The following is a 17,410-nucleotide window of genomic DNA, read 5'->3' on the forward strand; positions in this document are numbered from 1 at the left end:
TGGCCGCGCGCGTTTGGAATTGGCAAACCCGCGCGCGGGCGATACATGGGCAGGACAGAATGCAGCGAAGCCGGCCTTGGCCGGATACCAGGGAGCAAGCGGGCATGGCACTCAACATCGCGGTCCAGATGGACCACGTCTCCTCGATCCAGATTGCCGGCGACACCACCTTCGCCCTGTGCCTGGAGGCGCAGGCGCGCGGGCATCGCCTTCATCACTACACGCCGGACAGCCTGTCCCAGGAAGAGGATCGCATCCATGCCTGGCTGGAACCGCTGGAAGTGCGGGATGTCAGGGACAACCACTTCACGCTGGGCGCGCCGGTGCGCACCGACCTTTCGGACATGGATGTGGTGCTGCTGCGCCAGGACCCGCCATTCGACATGAACTACATCACCACCACCCACATGCTCGAACGCATCCACCCCGGAACTTTGGTGGTCAATGATCCGGCATGGGTGCGCAATTCGCCGGAGAAGATTTTCGTCACGGAGTTCGCCGACCTGATGCCGGCCACGCTCATCACCCGCAATCGGGCCGACGTGGCCGCTTTCCGCGAGAAGCATGGCGATGTCATCATCAAGCCGCTTTATGGCAATGGTGGCGCCGGCATTTTCCACATGCGCGAGGATGACCGCAACCTGGCGTCGTTGCTGGAAATGTTCGAGCAGATTTTCCGCGAGCCCTACATCGTGCAGCAATACCTGCCTGCCGTGCGCAAGGGCGACAAGCGCATCATCCTCATCGATGGCGAACCGGTTGGCGCCATCAACCGGGTGCCGGCCGACCATGACAGCCGCTCCAACATGCATGTGGGCGGCCGGGCGGAACATTCCGACCTGACCGAACGGGAACGCGAGATCTGCGCACGCATCGGTCCCGCCCTGCGCGAGCGTGGCTTCATCCTCGTCGGCATTGACGTGATCGGCGACTGGCTCACCGAGATCAACGTGACCTCGCCGACCGGCGTGCGCGAAGTGAAGAAGTTCGGCGGCGCAGATATCGCCGCCCTTTTCTGGGATGCCGTTGAACGCCGCGCGGCGGGCTGACCGCCCGGCGCGGTACGCGCTGTTCCGTCTGCACAACCCGATGCAACCGCTTTCCACCGTCGCGGGTGCATTGTTCCTGAATTGTTCTTGATTTCTTCCGGCAGTTGTGGTTTCACTGTCCTGCGTGCTGACAATTCGTCCGCGGGCCGTTCTGGGGATGCGGCCTGCAAGGGGGATGACACATGGTGTCACGTGTCCGCACGGTTGCTTTCCAGGGGATCGAGGCTGTTCCTGTCGACGTCCAGGTCATGGTCGCGCCCGGCAAGATGAACATGCATATCGTCGGCCTGCCGGACAAGGCCGTGGCGGAAAGCCGTGAGCGGGTGCAGGCGGCACTGCATGCCTCCGGCCTTTCCATGCCCGTCAAGAAGGTGACGGTGAACCTGGCGCCGGCGGACCTGCCCAAGGAGGGCAGCCACTATGACTTGCCGATCGCGCTCGGCCTGATGGCTGCTTTGGGCGCGATTCCGCCCGATGCGCTGGCCTCCCATGTGGTTCTGGGCGAACTGGCGCTGGACGGAACGATTGCACCTGTGGCAGGCGCCTTGCCTGCGGCCATGGGGGCCAATGCCGAGGGCCTCGGCCTGATCTGTCCGCACGGCTCCGGCGCCGAGGCCGCCTGGGCCGGCGCCGGCATCGACATTCTCGCCCCGCGCAGCCTCATCGCCATAGCCAATCACTTCCGCGGCACGCAGGTTCTCACCCGGCCCGAGCCGATGATCCGGCAGGCGCCGGCCAACCTGCCCGATCTCGCTGACATAAAGGGCCAGGAAACGGCCAAGCGCGCGCTCGAACTGGCTGCCGCCGGCGGCCACAACCTGCTCATGGTCGGACCGCCAGGATCGGGCAAGTCGATGCTTGCCCAGCGCCTGCCATCCATTCTGCCGCGCCTGACGCCGCGCGAATTGCTGGATGTCTCGATGATCGCGTCGATCGCCGGCGAACTGGCCGGAGGCAAGCTGTCCGACCGCCGGCCTTTCCGTGCCCCGCATCATTCCGCGTCCATGGCGGCCATGGTGGGCGGCGGATTTCGCGCCCGTCCGGGCGAGGTCTCCATGGCGCATAACGGCGTACTCTTTCTCGACGAGTTTCCCGAATTCGCCCCCGCCGTGCTGGATTCGCTGCGGCAGCCGCTGGAAACCGGCGAATGCTTCATCGCGCGCGCCAATCACCGTGTCTCCTATCCGGCCCGCATCCAGCTGGTTGCGGCCATGAATCCCTGCCGCTGCGGCATGGCGGGGGAGCCGGGCCACCGGTGTGCCCGCGGTCCGCGCTGCCAGAGCGAATATCAGGCGCGCATTTCCGGCCCGCTGCTGGACCGCATCGACTTGCGCGTGGAAGTGCCCGCCGTTTCGGCGGCCGACCTGATCCGCCCCGGCACGGCCGAGACCTCGGCGGCGGTTGCGCGGCGCGTCGAGGCAGCCCGCGCCATGCAGGCGGCGCGTTACGCGGCGCTTGGCCTGCCGCCATCCACCGTCAACGCCCATTGCCCGACGGCGCTGGTCGAGCAGGTGGCAAGCCCGGATTCCGCCGGACTGCAACTGCTTCACGATGCCGCTGAGAAGGCCGGTTTCTCGGCCCGCGCCTATCATCGAATCCTGAAGGTTGCGCGCACACTCGCCGATCTCGATGGCGCCGACACGGTCGGACGCATCCACTTGGCCGAGTCCATTTCATACCGGATGGCGGGAGAGCGGATGGCCTCGGCCGCCTGAGCGCCGGCTTCGCGCCCTGCCTGCGGAAGGACCGCGGTCAGACATGCCGGCCACTGGCCCGGCACCCGTTGCATCACGCGCGCAAAGCGGGATCGCGCGCCCCCGGAAGCGGTACGCATCCGCTTGCCCGTCAGGGTGGCTGGCAAGGGAGGGCGATGGTCGGCAGGGAAACATCAAGCTCAAAAACATGAAAAACCCCGGCGCCAGGCGCCGGGGTTCTGTTGTCTGACCCTGACCGGCAGCACCTGCCGGTTGGCCGGTTGGCCGATACGACCGGACTCAGGCCACCGCGCCGGAAATCCAGGACGACAGGGCCGTCTTCGGCGCAGCGCCCACCTTCATGTCGGCCACTTCGCCGCCCTTGAAGATCATCAGCGTCGGGATCGAGCGAACGCCATACTGCGCCGCCAGTTCCGGATTTTCGTCGATATTGATCTTCGCGATCTTGATCTTGCCGGCCATTTCACCGGCGATCTCGTCGAGCGCCGGTGCGATCATCTTGCACGGACCGCACCATTCGGCCCAGAAATCCACCACCACCGGCTCGGCGGCGCCAAGCACGTCGGACTGGAAATTGGATTTGTCGATCTTGACGGTCGCCATTGTCATTTCTCCTTGCGAGATTCGTGTTGGCGCCAATGTGGTCCTTCGCGTGTCGCTGTTCAAGTCACAACTTTGTCACGCCCGACGCAGCCGCAATCGGGTCAAGGCCTCTTCCATTGCCGCGTCAGGAAGCATGATCAGACGTGCGGCTTCGGTGAACAGCAGCGCGCAAGCGACGGGCCTGTCTGGCCAGAGCTGTTCGAGCAGCGCCTTGTAGAGCGCCATCTGTACGACATAGGCGGACGGAACCTGCGCCAGCGATGCCGGCGGCGGCCGGTTGGTCTTGTAGTCCAGCGCCAGCACGCCCTTGCCGGTCACGCACAGCCGGTCGATGACACCGGAGACAGGGTGGCGCCGCCCGGCGATGTCGACATGCCCGGAAACCGGCACTTCGGCCCGCGATCCTGGCCCGAAAGCTTCCCCGAAGCCCGGATCGGCAAGAATCGCGAGCACGGTCTCCAGCGCGCGTTCCGCCTCGCCATCCGGCCAGTCGGTTGCGGCGCGGGCGAGCCATGCGCGCGCCGTTGCCTCCCGGCGGCCGGGCTCCACATCCGGCAGCATCTGGAACAGGGTATGCAAGGCAATGCCCCGGCGAATCGCCAGGGGCGCCATGTCGGGCGTGTCGAGAACGGGCGAGCCGGCGGGTGGGGCATCGCCGGCCACCGGGTCGATCAGCAGCGCCGCCCCGGACGGAGACAGCGGCCTCGGCAGGGGCTCGGCGGGTACGGGCCGGGCCGTCGGGTCGAACGGCAAGGGTCTGGCCTGCGCTTGCGCGGCAGCGGCCGGTGGCGCGCAAGGCGGCAAGCCCGGCCCTTCGGTCTCCCGGTAAACGAGCACGGACTCACCGGTCACCGGATGCACCTCCTCGCGCGTGAAGGAGGAGGTGCTCAGGCCGTCTCTGGCAAGCCGTTGCCAGGTTCCCTCGTTCTGGCCGCGCACCCCATGATAGCCGCAGATCACCAGCCGGTCTTCGGCCCGCGTCATGCCGACATAGAGCAGCCGCCGGTACTCGTCCGCAGCCCGCGCGTCATTGGCCTCGTCCATGGCCGCAAGCGCCGTGTTCCTGCCTGCCCCGGCGCGCCATATGAAGCGCCTGATCGCCTCGCCATCGGGTTTGAACGGGGTGAGAAGCGGCCGGTTCTGCGCGATGACGGGTGCCGAACCGCTATCGACGAGGAAGACGACCGGCGCTTCCAGTCCCTTTGCCGCATGGGCCGTCATGATGCGCAGTTCCGACCGGTTCTGGTCCATCTCGCGCTTGATCTCCGGCGCGCTTGTTTCCAGCGTGTCGAGCAGGCTCTCCATGTCGCAGACCCCCGTCCGCTCCTGCGCCAGCGCGAAGGCGAGGAACTCATCGAGGATTTCGTCCGCTTCGGCGCCAAGCCGCGCCACCATGCGCCGGCGCACGCCGTCGCGGGCCAGCAGGCTGGCGAAGAAGTCCGCCGGTCGGCGGAAGCCGGCCTCTGCCCGCCATGTCAGCAGCAGCGTCTCTGCGGCCTGGTAGCGCGGTTCGGTTGCCGCCGTCATGCGCAAGGCGCGCCAAAGGCTGCGTGCCGCCGGCCGCTCCAGCCCCAGCTGCATCAGGTCGTCATCGTCGAGCCCGAAGACCGGGCTCTTGAGCACGGCGGCAAGCGACAGGTCGTCCTCCGGCTGCATCACGAAGCGGCCGATGGCGATCATGTCCTTGACGGCGATATGGGCCGGCAGGCTCAGCCGGTCCGCACCCGCCACGGGGATGCCGAGATTCTTCAGCGCGCGTGAAAGCGCGTGGATGAAGCGGTCGCGCTTGCGCACCAGCACCAGCACGTCGCCGGCCGTGATCGCGCGGCCCTTGCCCGGCAGGGTCTCTCCGGTCTTCAGCCAGTGGTCCACCGTCGCCGCAATGCGGTTGGCCAGTTCCACCGCCGGTGCCGTTGCATGGTCGATGCCCTTGGTCCAATCCTCTTCCTCGTCGCTTTTCTGCGCCTGGATGGATGGCCACACCTCGACATGGCCGGGATGGTCGGCGCGCACGGCCTTGTGCTCGATCACCTCGCCATAGCGTGTCAGGCCCTTGCGCACGGCTTCGGCCTTGAAGACGGTATCGACCGCATGCAGCACATCGGGCGTGGAACGGAACGAATATTTCAGTTCCACCTCGACCAGCGGCTTGTCGATCGCCCGTGTCAGCGTGCGGAAATGGTGTTGCGAGGCATCGAAGGCGTCGGGTTCGGCGCCCTGGAAGGAATAGATCGACTGTTTCTCGTCGCCCACGGCGAAAACGGTGCGCGTCACGTTGTCCCGCGCGCCCTGTCCGGCGAAAAATTCCGCGGCCAGTCCCTTGATGACGTCCCATTGAACCGGGCTCGTATCCTGCGCCTCGTCCACGAGAATGTGGTCGATTCCCCTGTCGAGCTTGTAGTGGACCCACGCACCGGCATCCTGGCGTTGCAGAAGATTGGCCGTACGCCGGATCAGGTCGTTGAAATCGAGAAAGCCGCGCGCCCGTTTCAGCGCCTCGTATCGGGCGATCAGCCGGTCGGCAATGGTCAGTGCGGCCGCTGTGTTGTCCACCATGTCGAGCGTGGCGATACGGTCCAGCGCGCCTGCGGCGGCCTGCGCCCCTGCGAGGTAGCGCTCGGCGAGATCGGGCATCGCCTTGCGCATGGCAGCGGGAAAGAGCCAGGTCACCGAATACGGTTCGCCCTTGCCGCTGAGCAGCGCTGCCGCCACCGCCTGCAGGCGTGCCACGGCGCCGCTTTCGCCGCATGCCTGCACGGCGGCATGGGTGCAGGCATCGCGGGCGCGCGTTGCACCATGGTTCAGCGCCCATGCATCGATGGCGCGCAGGAAGTCCGGGTCGCAGCCGGGCAGGGGCCATGCCGCCCGCGCGATGTCGTCCGCGCTTGCGGCCGCCCCCAGACCGAAAAGCGCCAGAAGGTCCGCGCGGCACGCTTCGGCCCCGCCTTCCTCGCCCAGCCACGTGGTCAACTCGTCCCGCCGGGCCACGATATCCTGCATCAGCCCGTCCAGCCCGGTCTCTCCGGCCTTTGCCAGGACGGTTGCGAAGGCATCCGCCAGTCCTGCCTCGTCCTTGGAAGCGGCCGTCAGCAGCATGCGCCTGGCCTCGCCGACCAGTGCGGCTTCCATGCGCCCGTCCAGCATTTCGAAATGTCCGGCAATGTTCGCTTCCAGCGGGAACTGGTGCAGGATCGCCTCGCAAAATGCGTGGATCGTCTGGATTTTCAGGCCGCCCGGCGTTTCCAGCGCCCGTGCAAACAGCGTGCGGGCATCGCGCATCTGCCCGCGCCCGGGCGCCGCGCCGGTCAGGTCTTGGATGGCGCCAGCAAGCGCCGCATCGTCTGCCATCGCCCAGCCGCCCAGCGTCTTGAAGATGCGGTGCGCCATGTTGGCGGCGGCCGCCTTCGTATAGGTCAGGCAGAGAATGCGCTGCGGTTCGTTGCCTTCCAGCAGCAGGCGGATGACGCGCGATGCCAGGACATGGGTCTTGCCAGAGCCGGCATTGGCCGACACCCAGGCCGAAATCGCCGGATTGGCCGCCCGCGTCTGGCTCTCGACAACATCGGCGGGAATGTTCAGCGCGCCGCTCATTCGCTTTCCGCTCCGCCCTCGCCATCGCTGCCGGCGGACCATTCCAGCACCCGCGCCAGGTGGTCGTAATCGCCCTCCATGGCGCCTTCGGCCAGCGGCAGCAGGCGCGAGACATAGCCGGTCTGCGGGTCGTTGTAGTAAACCAGCATCGCCGCCAGCTTTGCCCAGCCGGCCTCTGCCAGGGCTGCGCCCGTGACCGCCTTGTCGCCCTTGCCCAGCACGCTTTTGTGCTCGACCTTGCCGCGCGCGCCAAGCTGGATGTAGGCCAGGTCGCCGGGCTGCGTGCCGGACGCGATGCCATCGAAGGCGCCGCGCAGCACCAGCGCCGCCTCCAGCGGCAATTGCGGCGCCAGCAAGGCCTGCACCTGCCTGGCGGAAGGTGGCGCGCCGGTCTTGTAGTCGAGAATGTCGGCATGACCGTCGGCGTTCAGGTCGATACGGTCGGCCCGCGCGGAAAGCGTGACACCTGTGCCGTCCACCGGCGTCGCCCGTGCGCCGACCTCGGCCAGGGCATGTGTGCCCGGCCGTTTGCGGCCTGTTTCCCAATCCAGCAATTCCGGAATCATGGCTTCGAAACGCGGCCACCAGACAGCTTCGATATCGGCCGGCAGCGCCAGTTCGGCAAAGCAGATGCGCCCGATGGCCGTGAGGCGCTCGACGGCGTCGCCAGCCTGTGGATCGATGCCGGCCTTGGTGAAGCGGTGCAGGATTTCGTGAAACAGCGTGCCGCGTTCGGCCGCGCCCGGGTCGCCGACCAGCGGTTCGAGCGGCTTCAGCTTCAGGATCTTGCGGGCGAAGATCGCATAGGGGTCGCGGCGCAGCGTCTCCACCTCGGTGACCGAGAAATGCTTCGGGCGCTTCTCCAATGGCGGTTTGGGCGCCGGCCGGGCGGCGAAATCGACCCGCTCCGACTGATCCAGCATGCGCGCCCATTCGATATGGGCCTGCCCGCGCGCCAGCAGGTCCGCTTCGGCCGCGTTGCCGGCAAGCGTCAGCAGGCGTTGCAGCCAGCGTGAGCGCGTGGCCGGCGCATTGTCCTGCCGCAGAGCGCGTGTGATGAGCAGCCGCGGCGCCCCCAGCGCCGTTTCGAAGTCATGCGCCGCCTGGCCGATGCGCCGCTCCGGGGGCTCCAGCGCCATCATGGATTTCATCAGCCGGGACATGAAGCGGTCGGCCTGCGCCTTGCCAGGCCAGCTTCCCTCGTTCAGGCCACCCAGCACCAGAAAGCCGAAATCCTGCAGCCGGGCTTCCAGTTGGCCCAGGATATGAACACGGCTTTCGGCACCCGCGCGCGGCTTCACCGATTCGCCGGCAATGATCGTGCCGAGTGCATCGGGCCATTCGGCGGGCGTCAGCATCGTATCCTCGCCGGCGGTCAGCAGATCGCGCAGGAGCGCGGCCAGTGCTTCACCTGCATCGCCGCGATAAAGCTCGGCCAGTCCGCCATCGGCCTCGCGCCCCATTCCCTCCAGCGACAGCACGGTCGCGCGCGTGAGCTCCGTGATGCCGGCATTCGCGATGTCACGCATCGCCGTCAGTGGCGCGGCGGCCTCCGCCATGCGTCGCGAAAGGTCCACAATGGCTTCGATGCGGCCCGGCGTCAGCCGTTCGATCCAGTGCGGCGGATGCCGGTCCGCCAGCCCCGCCAGCCGCTCGTTGGCAAGGCTGGGCAAGGTGGCGATGTCGGGCCGCGCCGCGCCGCCACGCAAAACCGCCAGGTCGAAGAATTCCGCCGTTTCGCGAAGCTGGCCGCGTTCAAGGCCGAGATGCGTCAGCGGATGCTTGGCCAGCGCCAGCAGCGCCAGCGGATCGCCGGGCCTGAGCGCAGCCGTGACGAGCAGGGCAAGCAACGTTGCCGGTGGCGTTGCGGCGAGCGGCGTGCCGGCCGAATCGTCGGCTGCGATGCCGAACCGCAGCAGTTCCGATGAGACGCGCCGCGCCAGCATCCTGTCCCCGGTGACCAGCGCGGCCGGTTCATGCCCGTCCTCGATGGCCTTGCGCAGCGCCACGGCAATGGTCATGGCCTCTTCGCGCTCGTGCCGCGCCTCCGCCAGCGCGATGCCGTCCAGCGCGCCGTTGGTCAGGGCTGCTTTTGTCCGGTCGGCGCTTTCGGCCCATTGATCCGTGGTTTCGGCCGGGCGCAGTGCTTGCGACACCAGTTGCCGGCGGCTGGCAAGCGCGGGAGAGGCCTCGGCCAGTGTCACGACGTCGCGCCGGTCGATGCCCAGCCGCGCAAGCAGTTTCTTCAACGCGTATTGCGGATGGCCGAAGACGGAAGGCGCGGCATCCGGGTTGCCGATCAGCGCCCAGCTTTCCTCGTCCAGTTCGCGGTCGAGGCCAGGCAGGACGACGGCGCCCTTTTCCAGCCGGGCGATGACGCCCAGCAGATGGGCTGTCGCGGGAATGGAGCCGGTTGAACCGGCGGCGATCACCGGACCGGCCGGCGGCCGGGCCTGAAGCCGCGCCGCCTCGGCCGCAATCAGCGCATTGCGATGGGCGGCGGGATTTGACCGCCGGATGGCCGCCAGATGCTCGGGCCACAGCGTGGTGACGATTTCGAGGAATTTCACCGTCACCTGCCACCATTGCGCCAGGTCGCCCTCGGCCAGAAGGTTGAGCTTGTCCCAGCCGGCACCTTCGGTTTCCATCTCGTCCATGAGGGCGATCAGGTCGCGGGCCAGCCAGAGCGCATCGGCGAAGCTGTTCGGCACGGTCACCGGTTCATCCAGCAGGCGCGCGATCTCGTCCGTCACCTTGCCCTTCCAGGCCTGCACCAGCGGGGCCAGGGCCATCAGCCGTTCCATTGCCCCGATCGGCGGGTCGAGATCGGGCAGGGGCGGCGCGTCCTCCATGAAGAAGGGAGCGTCCTCGTCGAACTCGCCCAGTGGCCGGATGGCCGGCAGGATGGCCACGCCGGATGCCGTTCGTTCGGTGAAAATGGCCCGCAGGCGCCGTGCCGCGCGCCGGGTGGGAACATAGATGGTGGCATCGGCCAGCGCCATCGGCCCGGCCCCGTCGGGATAGCCGGGAATGAGCCGCCCTTCGGCCAGCGCATGCGCCAGCGCCGGAAGGAACGGAACCCCCGGCTCTATGGTGCAGACGCGCGCAGTCCGCTCGCCCATGGCGTCACGCCTGTCCGTGGCGCCGGATCGCCTTCTCTGCCGGTGCGATCGCATCGGGCGTGCCGACGGTGATCCAGTGCCCGTCCATGACATGGCCGAACAGGCGGCCTTCGGCGATCAGCCGGTCGAAATGGATGTTGAGCGAATGCGGCTCCGCCGGCGCGCCCGCCAGCACGCGCGGGTGGATGATCGCGGCCCCGGCATAGACATGGCCGCCGGCAGCGCCACGGGCGCGCGTCAGGCGGCCGTCCGCATCGGTCAGGAAGTCGGTTCCCCCGGTATGGCCGGTGGCATGGGCAGGGTCGGCCAGCAGCAGAATCATATCCATGGTTGCATCGTTCCATGCCTTCGCCATGGCTGGCAAGGCCGCACTTGCCCCGTCCAGCCAGAAGGTGTCGGCGTTCAGGATGTAGAACGGCTTGCTGCCAAGAAGCGGCAGTGCCTTGACGATGCCGCCGGCGCTGTCCAGCAGGCGCTCCCGCTCGTCCGATATGGTGATGGCAATGTCGTGGCGGGTGCGCGCATGGGCGATGATCTGTTCGCCCAGCCAATGAACATTGACGACCGCATGCCGTACGCCGGCCGCAGCCAGCAGATCGAGGCCGCGGTCGAGCAGGCTGCGCCCGGCGATTTCTATCAGCGGCTTCGGGCAGGTGTCGGTCAGGGGCCGCATGCGGGTGCCAAGCCCGGCCGCCAGCACGAAGGCGCTGTCTGGATGAACCGCCATCAGGTGCCGGCCCGGGTGATGCCGAGCATCGCATAGTGTGCACGCAACGGCGCCAGCGCCTCATGGCCCAGAACGCGTGAAAGATAGTCCCGGATGCGCGGCAGGTGCTTGAGGTAGCCCGGCTTGCCGTCACGCCTGTCGAGCCTCACGAAAATGCCGAGGATCTTGGAATTTCGCTGCGCCGCCATCACCGCATAGGCCTTGTCGAAACGGGCGCGGTCGAACGGGCCATCCGCTTCGCGCGCCGTGCAATAGGCTTCGATGACCGCCTTTTCCAGCGCCGGGTCGACGGTTACCCGCGCATCCTGGGCAAGCGAGGCCACGTCATAGGCCGCGGGCCCCATCATGGCATCCTGGAAATCGATCAGCCCGACCCGGTCGAGCCCGTCGCGGCTTTCCCGCCAGATGATGTTGGGCGAGTGATAGTCGCGCAGCACAAGGCTGGTCTCGGCGTCCGCCAGTTCGTCAAGAACCGCATTCCAGCCTGCCGCAAACGCCGCCCGTGCCGCTGCGTCCGGTGCTTGCCCGGTGGCGAACTCCCAGTACCAGGACGGCATGAGGTCGAGTTCGATGAGCATGGCTCGCCGGTCATAGTCCGGAACCTGATGCACCATGTCTCCGGCAACCGGCATGTCCCGCGGCCACGCCACCGCATGCAAGGCGGCAAGCGCGCGGGCCGCCCCCTCGTAATGCTCCCGCACCGGGTTTCCCGCCGCATCCAGGAAACCCGGAGGGCCGAGATGCTCCATGAGCAAGAAGCCGTGATCGTAATCGGCGGCATGGATGGCGGGCGCCGCGAAGCCCCTTTCCCGCAAGGCCCGGGCGATGGCCACGAAGGGCGCCACGTCCTCGGCCAGATGCGCGATCCGGCTGTAGGGCAATCCGTCCAGGATGGGCGTCCCGTCGGGCATGCGCGGTGCGTTCATCAGGATGCGGGTCTCGCCGCCAAGGGTCGCCGTCTCATAGGCCCGCGCCGAGGCATCGCCGGTCAGGAACCGCCGCGCCGCCGCGCCCCAGCCATGGGCATCGAGAAAGGCGCGGATGGCGAAGCTGCGGGCAAGGCGCGCGCCGGCTTTCCCGGCGCAACGGATGTCCGCGCGCCGGCCTTCGCCTTCATGCAGAAGCGTCAGCGCGATGGCATCGCCGGGAAGCAGATCTCCGGCCCGTTCAGGCCATTCCACCAGCGCGGCCCCGTTGGCAAGCGCTTCATCGAGCCCCAGTTCCTCAAGTTCGTCAGGCCCTGAAAGCCGGTAGAGATCGAAATGCGCCACGGGAAGGCGCAGGTCGTAGCTCTGCACGAGGGTGAAGGTGGGCGAGGGAACATCCATGGTCCCGTCGTCGCCAATGGCACGGATGAGGGCGCGCGCAAGGCTGGTCTTGCCCGCTCCGAGGTCGCCATGAAGCGCCAGCATGTCGCCCGGTTTCAGGGCCATGGCGATGTCTTCGCCCAGCCGTCCGGTCGCCGCCTCGTCCGCAAGGAAGATGGAGAATGAGAACGGCTCCATGCGGGCGGCCTATTCCGCCGCGGCCTGCAGGCCATCACGGCGGATCGGAAACAGGCATGTTACCGTGGTGCCCTCGTCCGGCCCGCTCGTCAGGTCCACCGTTCCGCCATGCAGTTCCACGAAGCTCTTGACGATGGAAAGGCCGAGGCCGGCACCGCGCCGGCGCCCGCCCCCCGCCGAGGAGAAGCGCCGGAAGACGGTGTCGAGAATTTCGCGGCTCATGCCCGGCCCGTCGTCATGCACGGTGAAGGCCACGCGGTCGCCCCGCGCCTCGACCGTGAGCGAGACCGTGCTGCCTTCGGGCGCATAGTTGGCGGCATTGGCCAAAAGGTTGAACAGCACCTGCCGCACCCGGTTGGCATCGGCCGCAAGGGTGGCGGGCGCACGGTCGAGCATGACGGAAAGTTCGATTGCCTGTTCCGCGAACCGGTCGGCCGCCAGGTCCGTTGCCGCCTGTACGGTTTCGGCCACGTCCATGTCCACGATGTCGAGCTGCATGATGCCCGCATCGACGGTGGCAAGGTCCAGGATGTCATTGACGATGGTCAGCAGCGCCGCCGATGATGTGGCGATATGGTCGACATAGTCGCGCTGCTTCTCGGTCAGCGGACCGGGCGTCTGCATGGAAAGAAGTTCGGTGAAGCCGATGATATTGGTCAGCGGCGAGCGCAATTCGTAGGAAACGTGCTGGACGAATTCGTCCTTGAGCTGGTCGGCCTTCTGCAAGGCCTCGTTCTTGTCCTTCAGCGCCCGTTCCACGTTGAAGCTGTCGGTCATGTCGACGAAGGTGGTCATCAACTGCCCGTTGGGCAGCGGCATCGCCGCCCAGGACAGGATCGTGCCGTCGGAAAGTTCGGCGCGGCCCTGGCGCTCGTCGCGCGTCTCGTCGAAGCCGGTGGCCAGCGAAACGAAGTCAGGCCAGGGGCTGTCCTTGGCGAGAACGTCGCAGGCGCCGCGTATGGCGGAGATATGGACGTTTTCCTGCGCCAGTTCGTCCGGCAGGCCCCATAGCTCCGCAAAGGCGGGATTGCACAGGCGCACGCGCCCGTCCGGCCCGAACACGGCCACGCCCTCGGCCAGGTTGTCCAGGGTCTCGCCCTGTACGCGAATGGCCGTCTTGTAGCGGCTTTCCAGATCGATCTTTTCCGTCAGGTTCTCGAACACCCAGGTCACGCCGCCCTTGTGCTGCGGATTGGCGACCACGCGGATGGTGCGCCCGTCAGGCAGGTGCCACCAGTGCTCCTGGCTGTCCACGGCCCGGTAGGCGCCCAGCAATTGCTCCTTCCAGCGCCGCCATTCGGGCTGTTCGGCCAGCACGCCGTCGCTGCGCAGCCGGTCCAGCAGCAATTCATGCGAAGGCGCTGACGACAGGAAGCCGGTATCGAGGTCCCAGAGCTTCTGGAATGCCAGGTTGTAGAACCGCAGCTTCTGCCCGGCATCGAAAATGGCCACCGCCGTGTTGAGCTGGTCCAGCGTGTCGGCGTGGCTGCGCTGCGCATGGTCGTATTCCTCGCGCAGCAAGGCCTGCGCCGTCACGTCGACGGCAATGCCCGCAGACGTGGACTCCCCGCGCCAGTCGGTGACGAGAAACTGGTGGCGCTCCTTGCCGATCACCGCGGAGAGGCGCGAGGCGAATGTCGGTTCGCCCTGCTGGTGCCTGGCAATCTGCTCGCGCGCCGCCGTGGGCAGCAATTCACGCTGCTCGGCGATGGCCTGGGCCGGATCGGCGGCCTCCACGGCTTTCGCATAGGCCTCGTTGACCCAGCTCAGCCGGCCGTCGCTGCCCCGCAGCCAGATCGGCATCTGCGCGACCGCGGCCAGATGGCGCATCGTGGCGAATTCGGCAAGCATGGCCTGGTGTTCGGCCTTCAGGCGGGCGTGGTCCGCACGCGCTTCCGAGAGCGAATTGAACCGCACGACGGTATGATGCGGCGCGATCCGGCCATCGGCTTCCAGCATGGTGCCGGTGCGCGTCTGGCAGACCATGGAGAACGGTTCGTCCTTGTCGCGCAGGGCGATGATGGCCCGTTCCAGTGCCTGCGCCGAGGCAGCCGTGAGCCACCGTCCGAAGGCCAGGAAGGCTGCCCGGTCGTCCGGTGCCCCGCATTCGGCGGGCAGGCTACCCACCAAGTCGGCTTGCGCCTGCGGGTCGCTCCAGACGATCAGGCGCTGGTCCTTCAGGTTGAGCAGGCTCTCGTTGCGCTGCAGCGCCGCATTGAGATCGGAGATACGCTGGCGCAGCGCGCGATTCTGGTCGGAGACGCGGGCGCGTTCGAGGATCACCCACACCGCCAGGACCATGGCCGCGCCGAGCATGCCGGTGAAGATGGAATACTGGATGACATCCGTGACGCCGAAGTTCAGAAAGCCGCTTGCCGCTTCCGCGCCATGGGCAGGACCGGCGGCCAGCCATGCCGGAACCAAGGCGGTGACCCCGGCCAGCCTGCGCCTGATGACGTGCAGGAACCCGCTGCGCTTCATCGGCCGATATGTCCCCGTCGGCGTTCGCCGTGGCGCACACCGTTGCCCGTCGTCCCCTGTCACAGGAACCCTCGCTTTTCTGTCACATGGTCCCGCTTTCGCCGCTGAAAACGGGGCCCTTGCCGTTTCCGGCCCGCATGTCGGCATGCCTTGTCGTCTCCACGATGAAGCCCAAGACCGCCCTGTTTGCCAGCTTCTCTGCCTGTGTGCGTGTCCCCGCCCGGAAGCTTGACGAATCACACCATACCCAAAGCGGGAATCCCCGTGAAGAAGCCCGCTGGACAAAAATAATGCCGGGCGAAAGCTCTTTTCGCCCGGCATCCATATCTTGTGTCTCTTCAGGTGAAGATCAGTATCTGTAGTGTTCCGGCTTGAACGGGCCTTCGGTGCCGACACCGATATAGGCGGCCTGTTCTTCCGAAAGGTCGGTCAGGTTGGCGCCGAGCTTGGCCAGATGCAGCCGCGCCACCTTCTCGTCCAGATGCTTGGGCAGCACATAGACCTCGTGGCTGTAGGTCCCGCCCTTGGTGTAGAGTTCGATCTGTGCCAGCACCTGGTTGGTGAACGAGGCCGACATGACGAAGGAGGGATGGCCCGTGGCATTGCCGAGATTGAGCAGCCGGCCTTCCGACAGCAGGATCATGCGGTTGCCCTTCGGGAACTCGATCATGTCCACCTGCGGCTTGATATTGGTCCACTTGAGATTGCGCAGGGCGGCGACCTGGATCTCGTTGTCGAAGTGGCCGATATTGCCGACGATCGCCATGTCCTTCATCTCGCGCATGTGCTCGATGCGGATGACGTCCTTGTTGCCGGTGGTCGTGATGAAGATGTCGCCGGTCGAGACCACGTCCTCAAGGCGCACGACTTCAAAGCCGTCCATGGCGGCCTGCAGCGCGCAGATCGGGTCGATCTCGGTCACCTTGACGCGCGCACCCGCGCCGCGCAGCGATGCGGCAGAGCCCTTGCCCACGTCGCCATAGCCGCACACCACCGCGACCTTGCCGGCCATCATCACATCGGTTGCCCGGCGGATGCCGTCGACCAGCGATTCCTTGCAGCCATACTTGTTGTCGAATTTCGACTTGGTCACCGAATCGTTGACGTTGATCGCCGGGAAGGGCAGCAGGCCCTTCTTCTGCAATTGGTAGAGCCGGTTGACACCGGTGGTCGTTTCCTCGGTCACGCCCTTGATGGCATGGCGCTGCTTGACGAACCAGCCCGGCGTGGCCGCCATGCGCTTGCGGATCTGTGCAAACAGCACCTCTTCCTCTTCCGATCCCGGATTGGACAGCACGTCCTCGCCTTCCTCGGCGCGCGCGCCCAGAAGGATGTACATCGTGGCATCGCCGCCATCGTCCAGGATCATGTTGGAATGGCCGCCGTCCGGCCACTGGAAGATGGCATCCGTGTAGCGCCAGTAATCCTCCAGCGTCTCGCCCTTCACGGCATAGACCGGCGTGCCCGTGGCCGCGATCGCCGCGGCGGCATGGTCCTGCGTCGAGAAGATGTTGCAGGATGCCCAGCGCACGTCCGCGCCCAGCGCCTTCAGCGTCTCGATCAGGACGGCGGTCTGGATCGTCATGTGCAGCGAGCCGGTGATGCGCGCGCCCTTGAGCGGCTGCGCCGTGCCGAATTCCTCACGGCAGGCCATCAGGCCCGGCATTTCGGTCTCGGCAATGTCGATTTCCTTGCGCCCGAATTCGGCCAGGCCGATATCGGCGACGACATAGTCTTGTGCCATGAAAGGTCACTCCGTTGAATGGGAAGGCCTTGGGCATGCGCAGTACGGCAGGCCCGCGAACTGGCGCCTCCATAGCAGAGTTGCGCAAGCCGGGCAACAAGACATAAAGAAATCTTTATGCCTCCATGTGTTTCGGGGAGGCGCCGCTCAGCACTCCTCGCCGAAACGGTCGGCGACAAGCGCGGCGAGGGCGTCCATCGCCTCCTCGGCCTGTGGCCCGGAGGTTGTGACGGTGATGCGGCAACCGGGCGAGGCGGCCAGCATCATCAGGTCCAGGATGGAGGTCCCGTCGACGTCCAGGCCATCCTTTTCCACGCTTACGCGTGCATTGAAGCCGTTGGCCATCTCGACGAACCGTGCCGAGGCGCGGGCATGCAGTCCGCGCTTGTTGACGATGTCCAGCGTGCGCGTGATGGCGTCCGGCATGGTTTCGCTCATTTGGCGCTCAGGATCTGGCTGGCCACGTTGATATACTTGCGCCCGGCATTCTGCGCTTCGGACAGCGAATCCGCCATGTCATTGCCGGCGCGAATGCTGGAGAGCTTGATGAGCATGGGCAGGTTCATGCCGGCCACCACTTCCACCCGGCCGGCATCCATCACCGAGATGGCCAGATTGGACGGCGTTCCGCCAAACATGTCGGTCACGATGATCACGCCATGGCCTGCATCGGCACTGGCGACCGCGTCGACGATATCCTGCCGCCGCTGCTCCATGTCGTCCTCGGCGCCGATGGAAACCGTTTCGAAATGCTCCTGCGGGCCGACCACATGCTCAACCGCGTGGCGAAACTCCTCGGCCAACTGACCGTGCGTCACGAGCACGAGTCCGATCATGAATGCCTGGCTCCCGTCATTGCCATGTCACCGTCCG

At 66.7% G+C, this 17,410-nt stretch carries 11 protein-coding genes; 2 read left to right on the top strand and 9 right to left on the bottom strand.

Annotated elements, in window-relative coordinates:
* The first annotated feature begins 104 nt into the window (after nt 1–104).
* Together gshB and R3D65_RS07775 are read left to right on the top strand one after the other, a co-directional pair.
* A complete protein-coding gene (gene gshB, locus R3D65_RS07770; RefSeq protein WP_371274644.1) occupies nt 105–1,049 on the top strand; it encodes a glutathione synthase in 945 nt (314 codons plus the stop codon).
* A gap of 182 nt (nt 1,050–1,231) precedes the next feature.
* Nucleotides 1,232–2,764 carry a YifB family Mg chelatase-like AAA ATPase gene (locus R3D65_RS07775; RefSeq protein ID WP_371274645.1) on the top strand — a complete coding sequence of 511 codons (1,533 nt, stop codon included), beginning with the start codon at nt 1,232–1,234 and terminating at the stop codon, nt 2,762–2,764.
* Nucleotides 2,765–3,043: 279 nt separating this feature from the next.
* Here the strand turns inward: R3D65_RS07775 and trxA are convergent, their stop codons facing one another.
* The 9 genes from trxA to R3D65_RS07820 all read right to left on the bottom strand — a co-directional run bounded on the left by trxA (nt 3,044) and on the right by R3D65_RS07820 (nt 17,373).
* Nucleotides 3,044–3,367, bottom strand: coding sequence for a thioredoxin (gene trxA / locus R3D65_RS07780; RefSeq protein ID WP_371274646.1), 324 nt, complete (start codon nt 3,365–3,367; stop codon nt 3,044–3,046).
* Between the two features lie 75 nt (nt 3,368–3,442).
* Complete coding sequence (addA, locus tag R3D65_RS07785) at nt 3,443–6,958, bottom strand: double-strand break repair helicase AddA (RefSeq protein WP_371274647.1); 3,516 nt, start codon at nt 6,956–6,958, stop codon at nt 3,443–3,445.
* Nucleotides 6,955–10,080, bottom strand: coding sequence for a double-strand break repair protein AddB (addB, locus tag R3D65_RS07790; protein WP_371274648.1), 3,126 nt, complete (start codon nt 10,078–10,080; stop codon nt 6,955–6,957). The genes addA and addB overlap by 4 nt, the downstream gene beginning before the upstream one ends.
* Nucleotides 10,081–10,084: 4 nt before the next feature.
* Nucleotides 10,085–10,807, bottom strand: coding sequence for a nucleotidyltransferase family protein (locus R3D65_RS07795; RefSeq protein WP_371274649.1), 723 nt, complete (start codon nt 10,805–10,807; stop codon nt 10,085–10,087).
* Nucleotides 10,807–12,312, bottom strand: coding sequence for a tRNA (adenosine(37)-N6)-threonylcarbamoyltransferase complex ATPase subunit type 1 TsaE (gene tsaE, locus R3D65_RS07800; protein WP_371274650.1), 1,506 nt, complete (start codon nt 12,310–12,312; stop codon nt 10,807–10,809). The genes R3D65_RS07795 and tsaE overlap by 1 nt, the downstream gene beginning before the upstream one ends.
* Before the next feature lie 9 nt (nt 12,313–12,321).
* Nucleotides 12,322–14,793, bottom strand: coding sequence for an ATP-binding protein (locus R3D65_RS07805; RefSeq protein WP_371274651.1), 2,472 nt, complete (start codon nt 14,791–14,793; stop codon nt 12,322–12,324).
* Nucleotides 14,794–15,142: 349 nt separating this feature from the next.
* Nucleotides 15,143–16,537, bottom strand: a complete 1,395-nt coding sequence (ahcY, locus tag R3D65_RS07810; protein WP_371274652.1) for an adenosylhomocysteinase — start codon at nt 16,535–16,537, stop codon at nt 15,143–15,145.
* Nucleotides 16,538–16,684: 147 nt separating this feature from the next.
* A complete protein-coding gene (locus R3D65_RS07815) occupies nt 16,685–16,975 on the bottom strand; it encodes an HPr family phosphocarrier protein (protein ID WP_371274653.1) in 291 nt (96 codons plus the stop codon).
* Entirely contained in the window at nt 16,972–17,373 is a 402-nt protein-coding gene (locus R3D65_RS07820; protein WP_371274654.1) for a PTS sugar transporter subunit IIA, read from the bottom strand. Before R3D65_RS07820 ends, R3D65_RS07815 begins: the two co-directional genes overlap by 4 nt.
* Nucleotides 17,374–17,410: the final 37 nt, after the last annotated feature.

The sequence above is a fragment of the Zhengella sp. genome (genome assembly GCF_041397485.1).
GTDB lineage: Bacteria > Pseudomonadota > Alphaproteobacteria > Rhizobiales > Rhizobiaceae > Zhengella.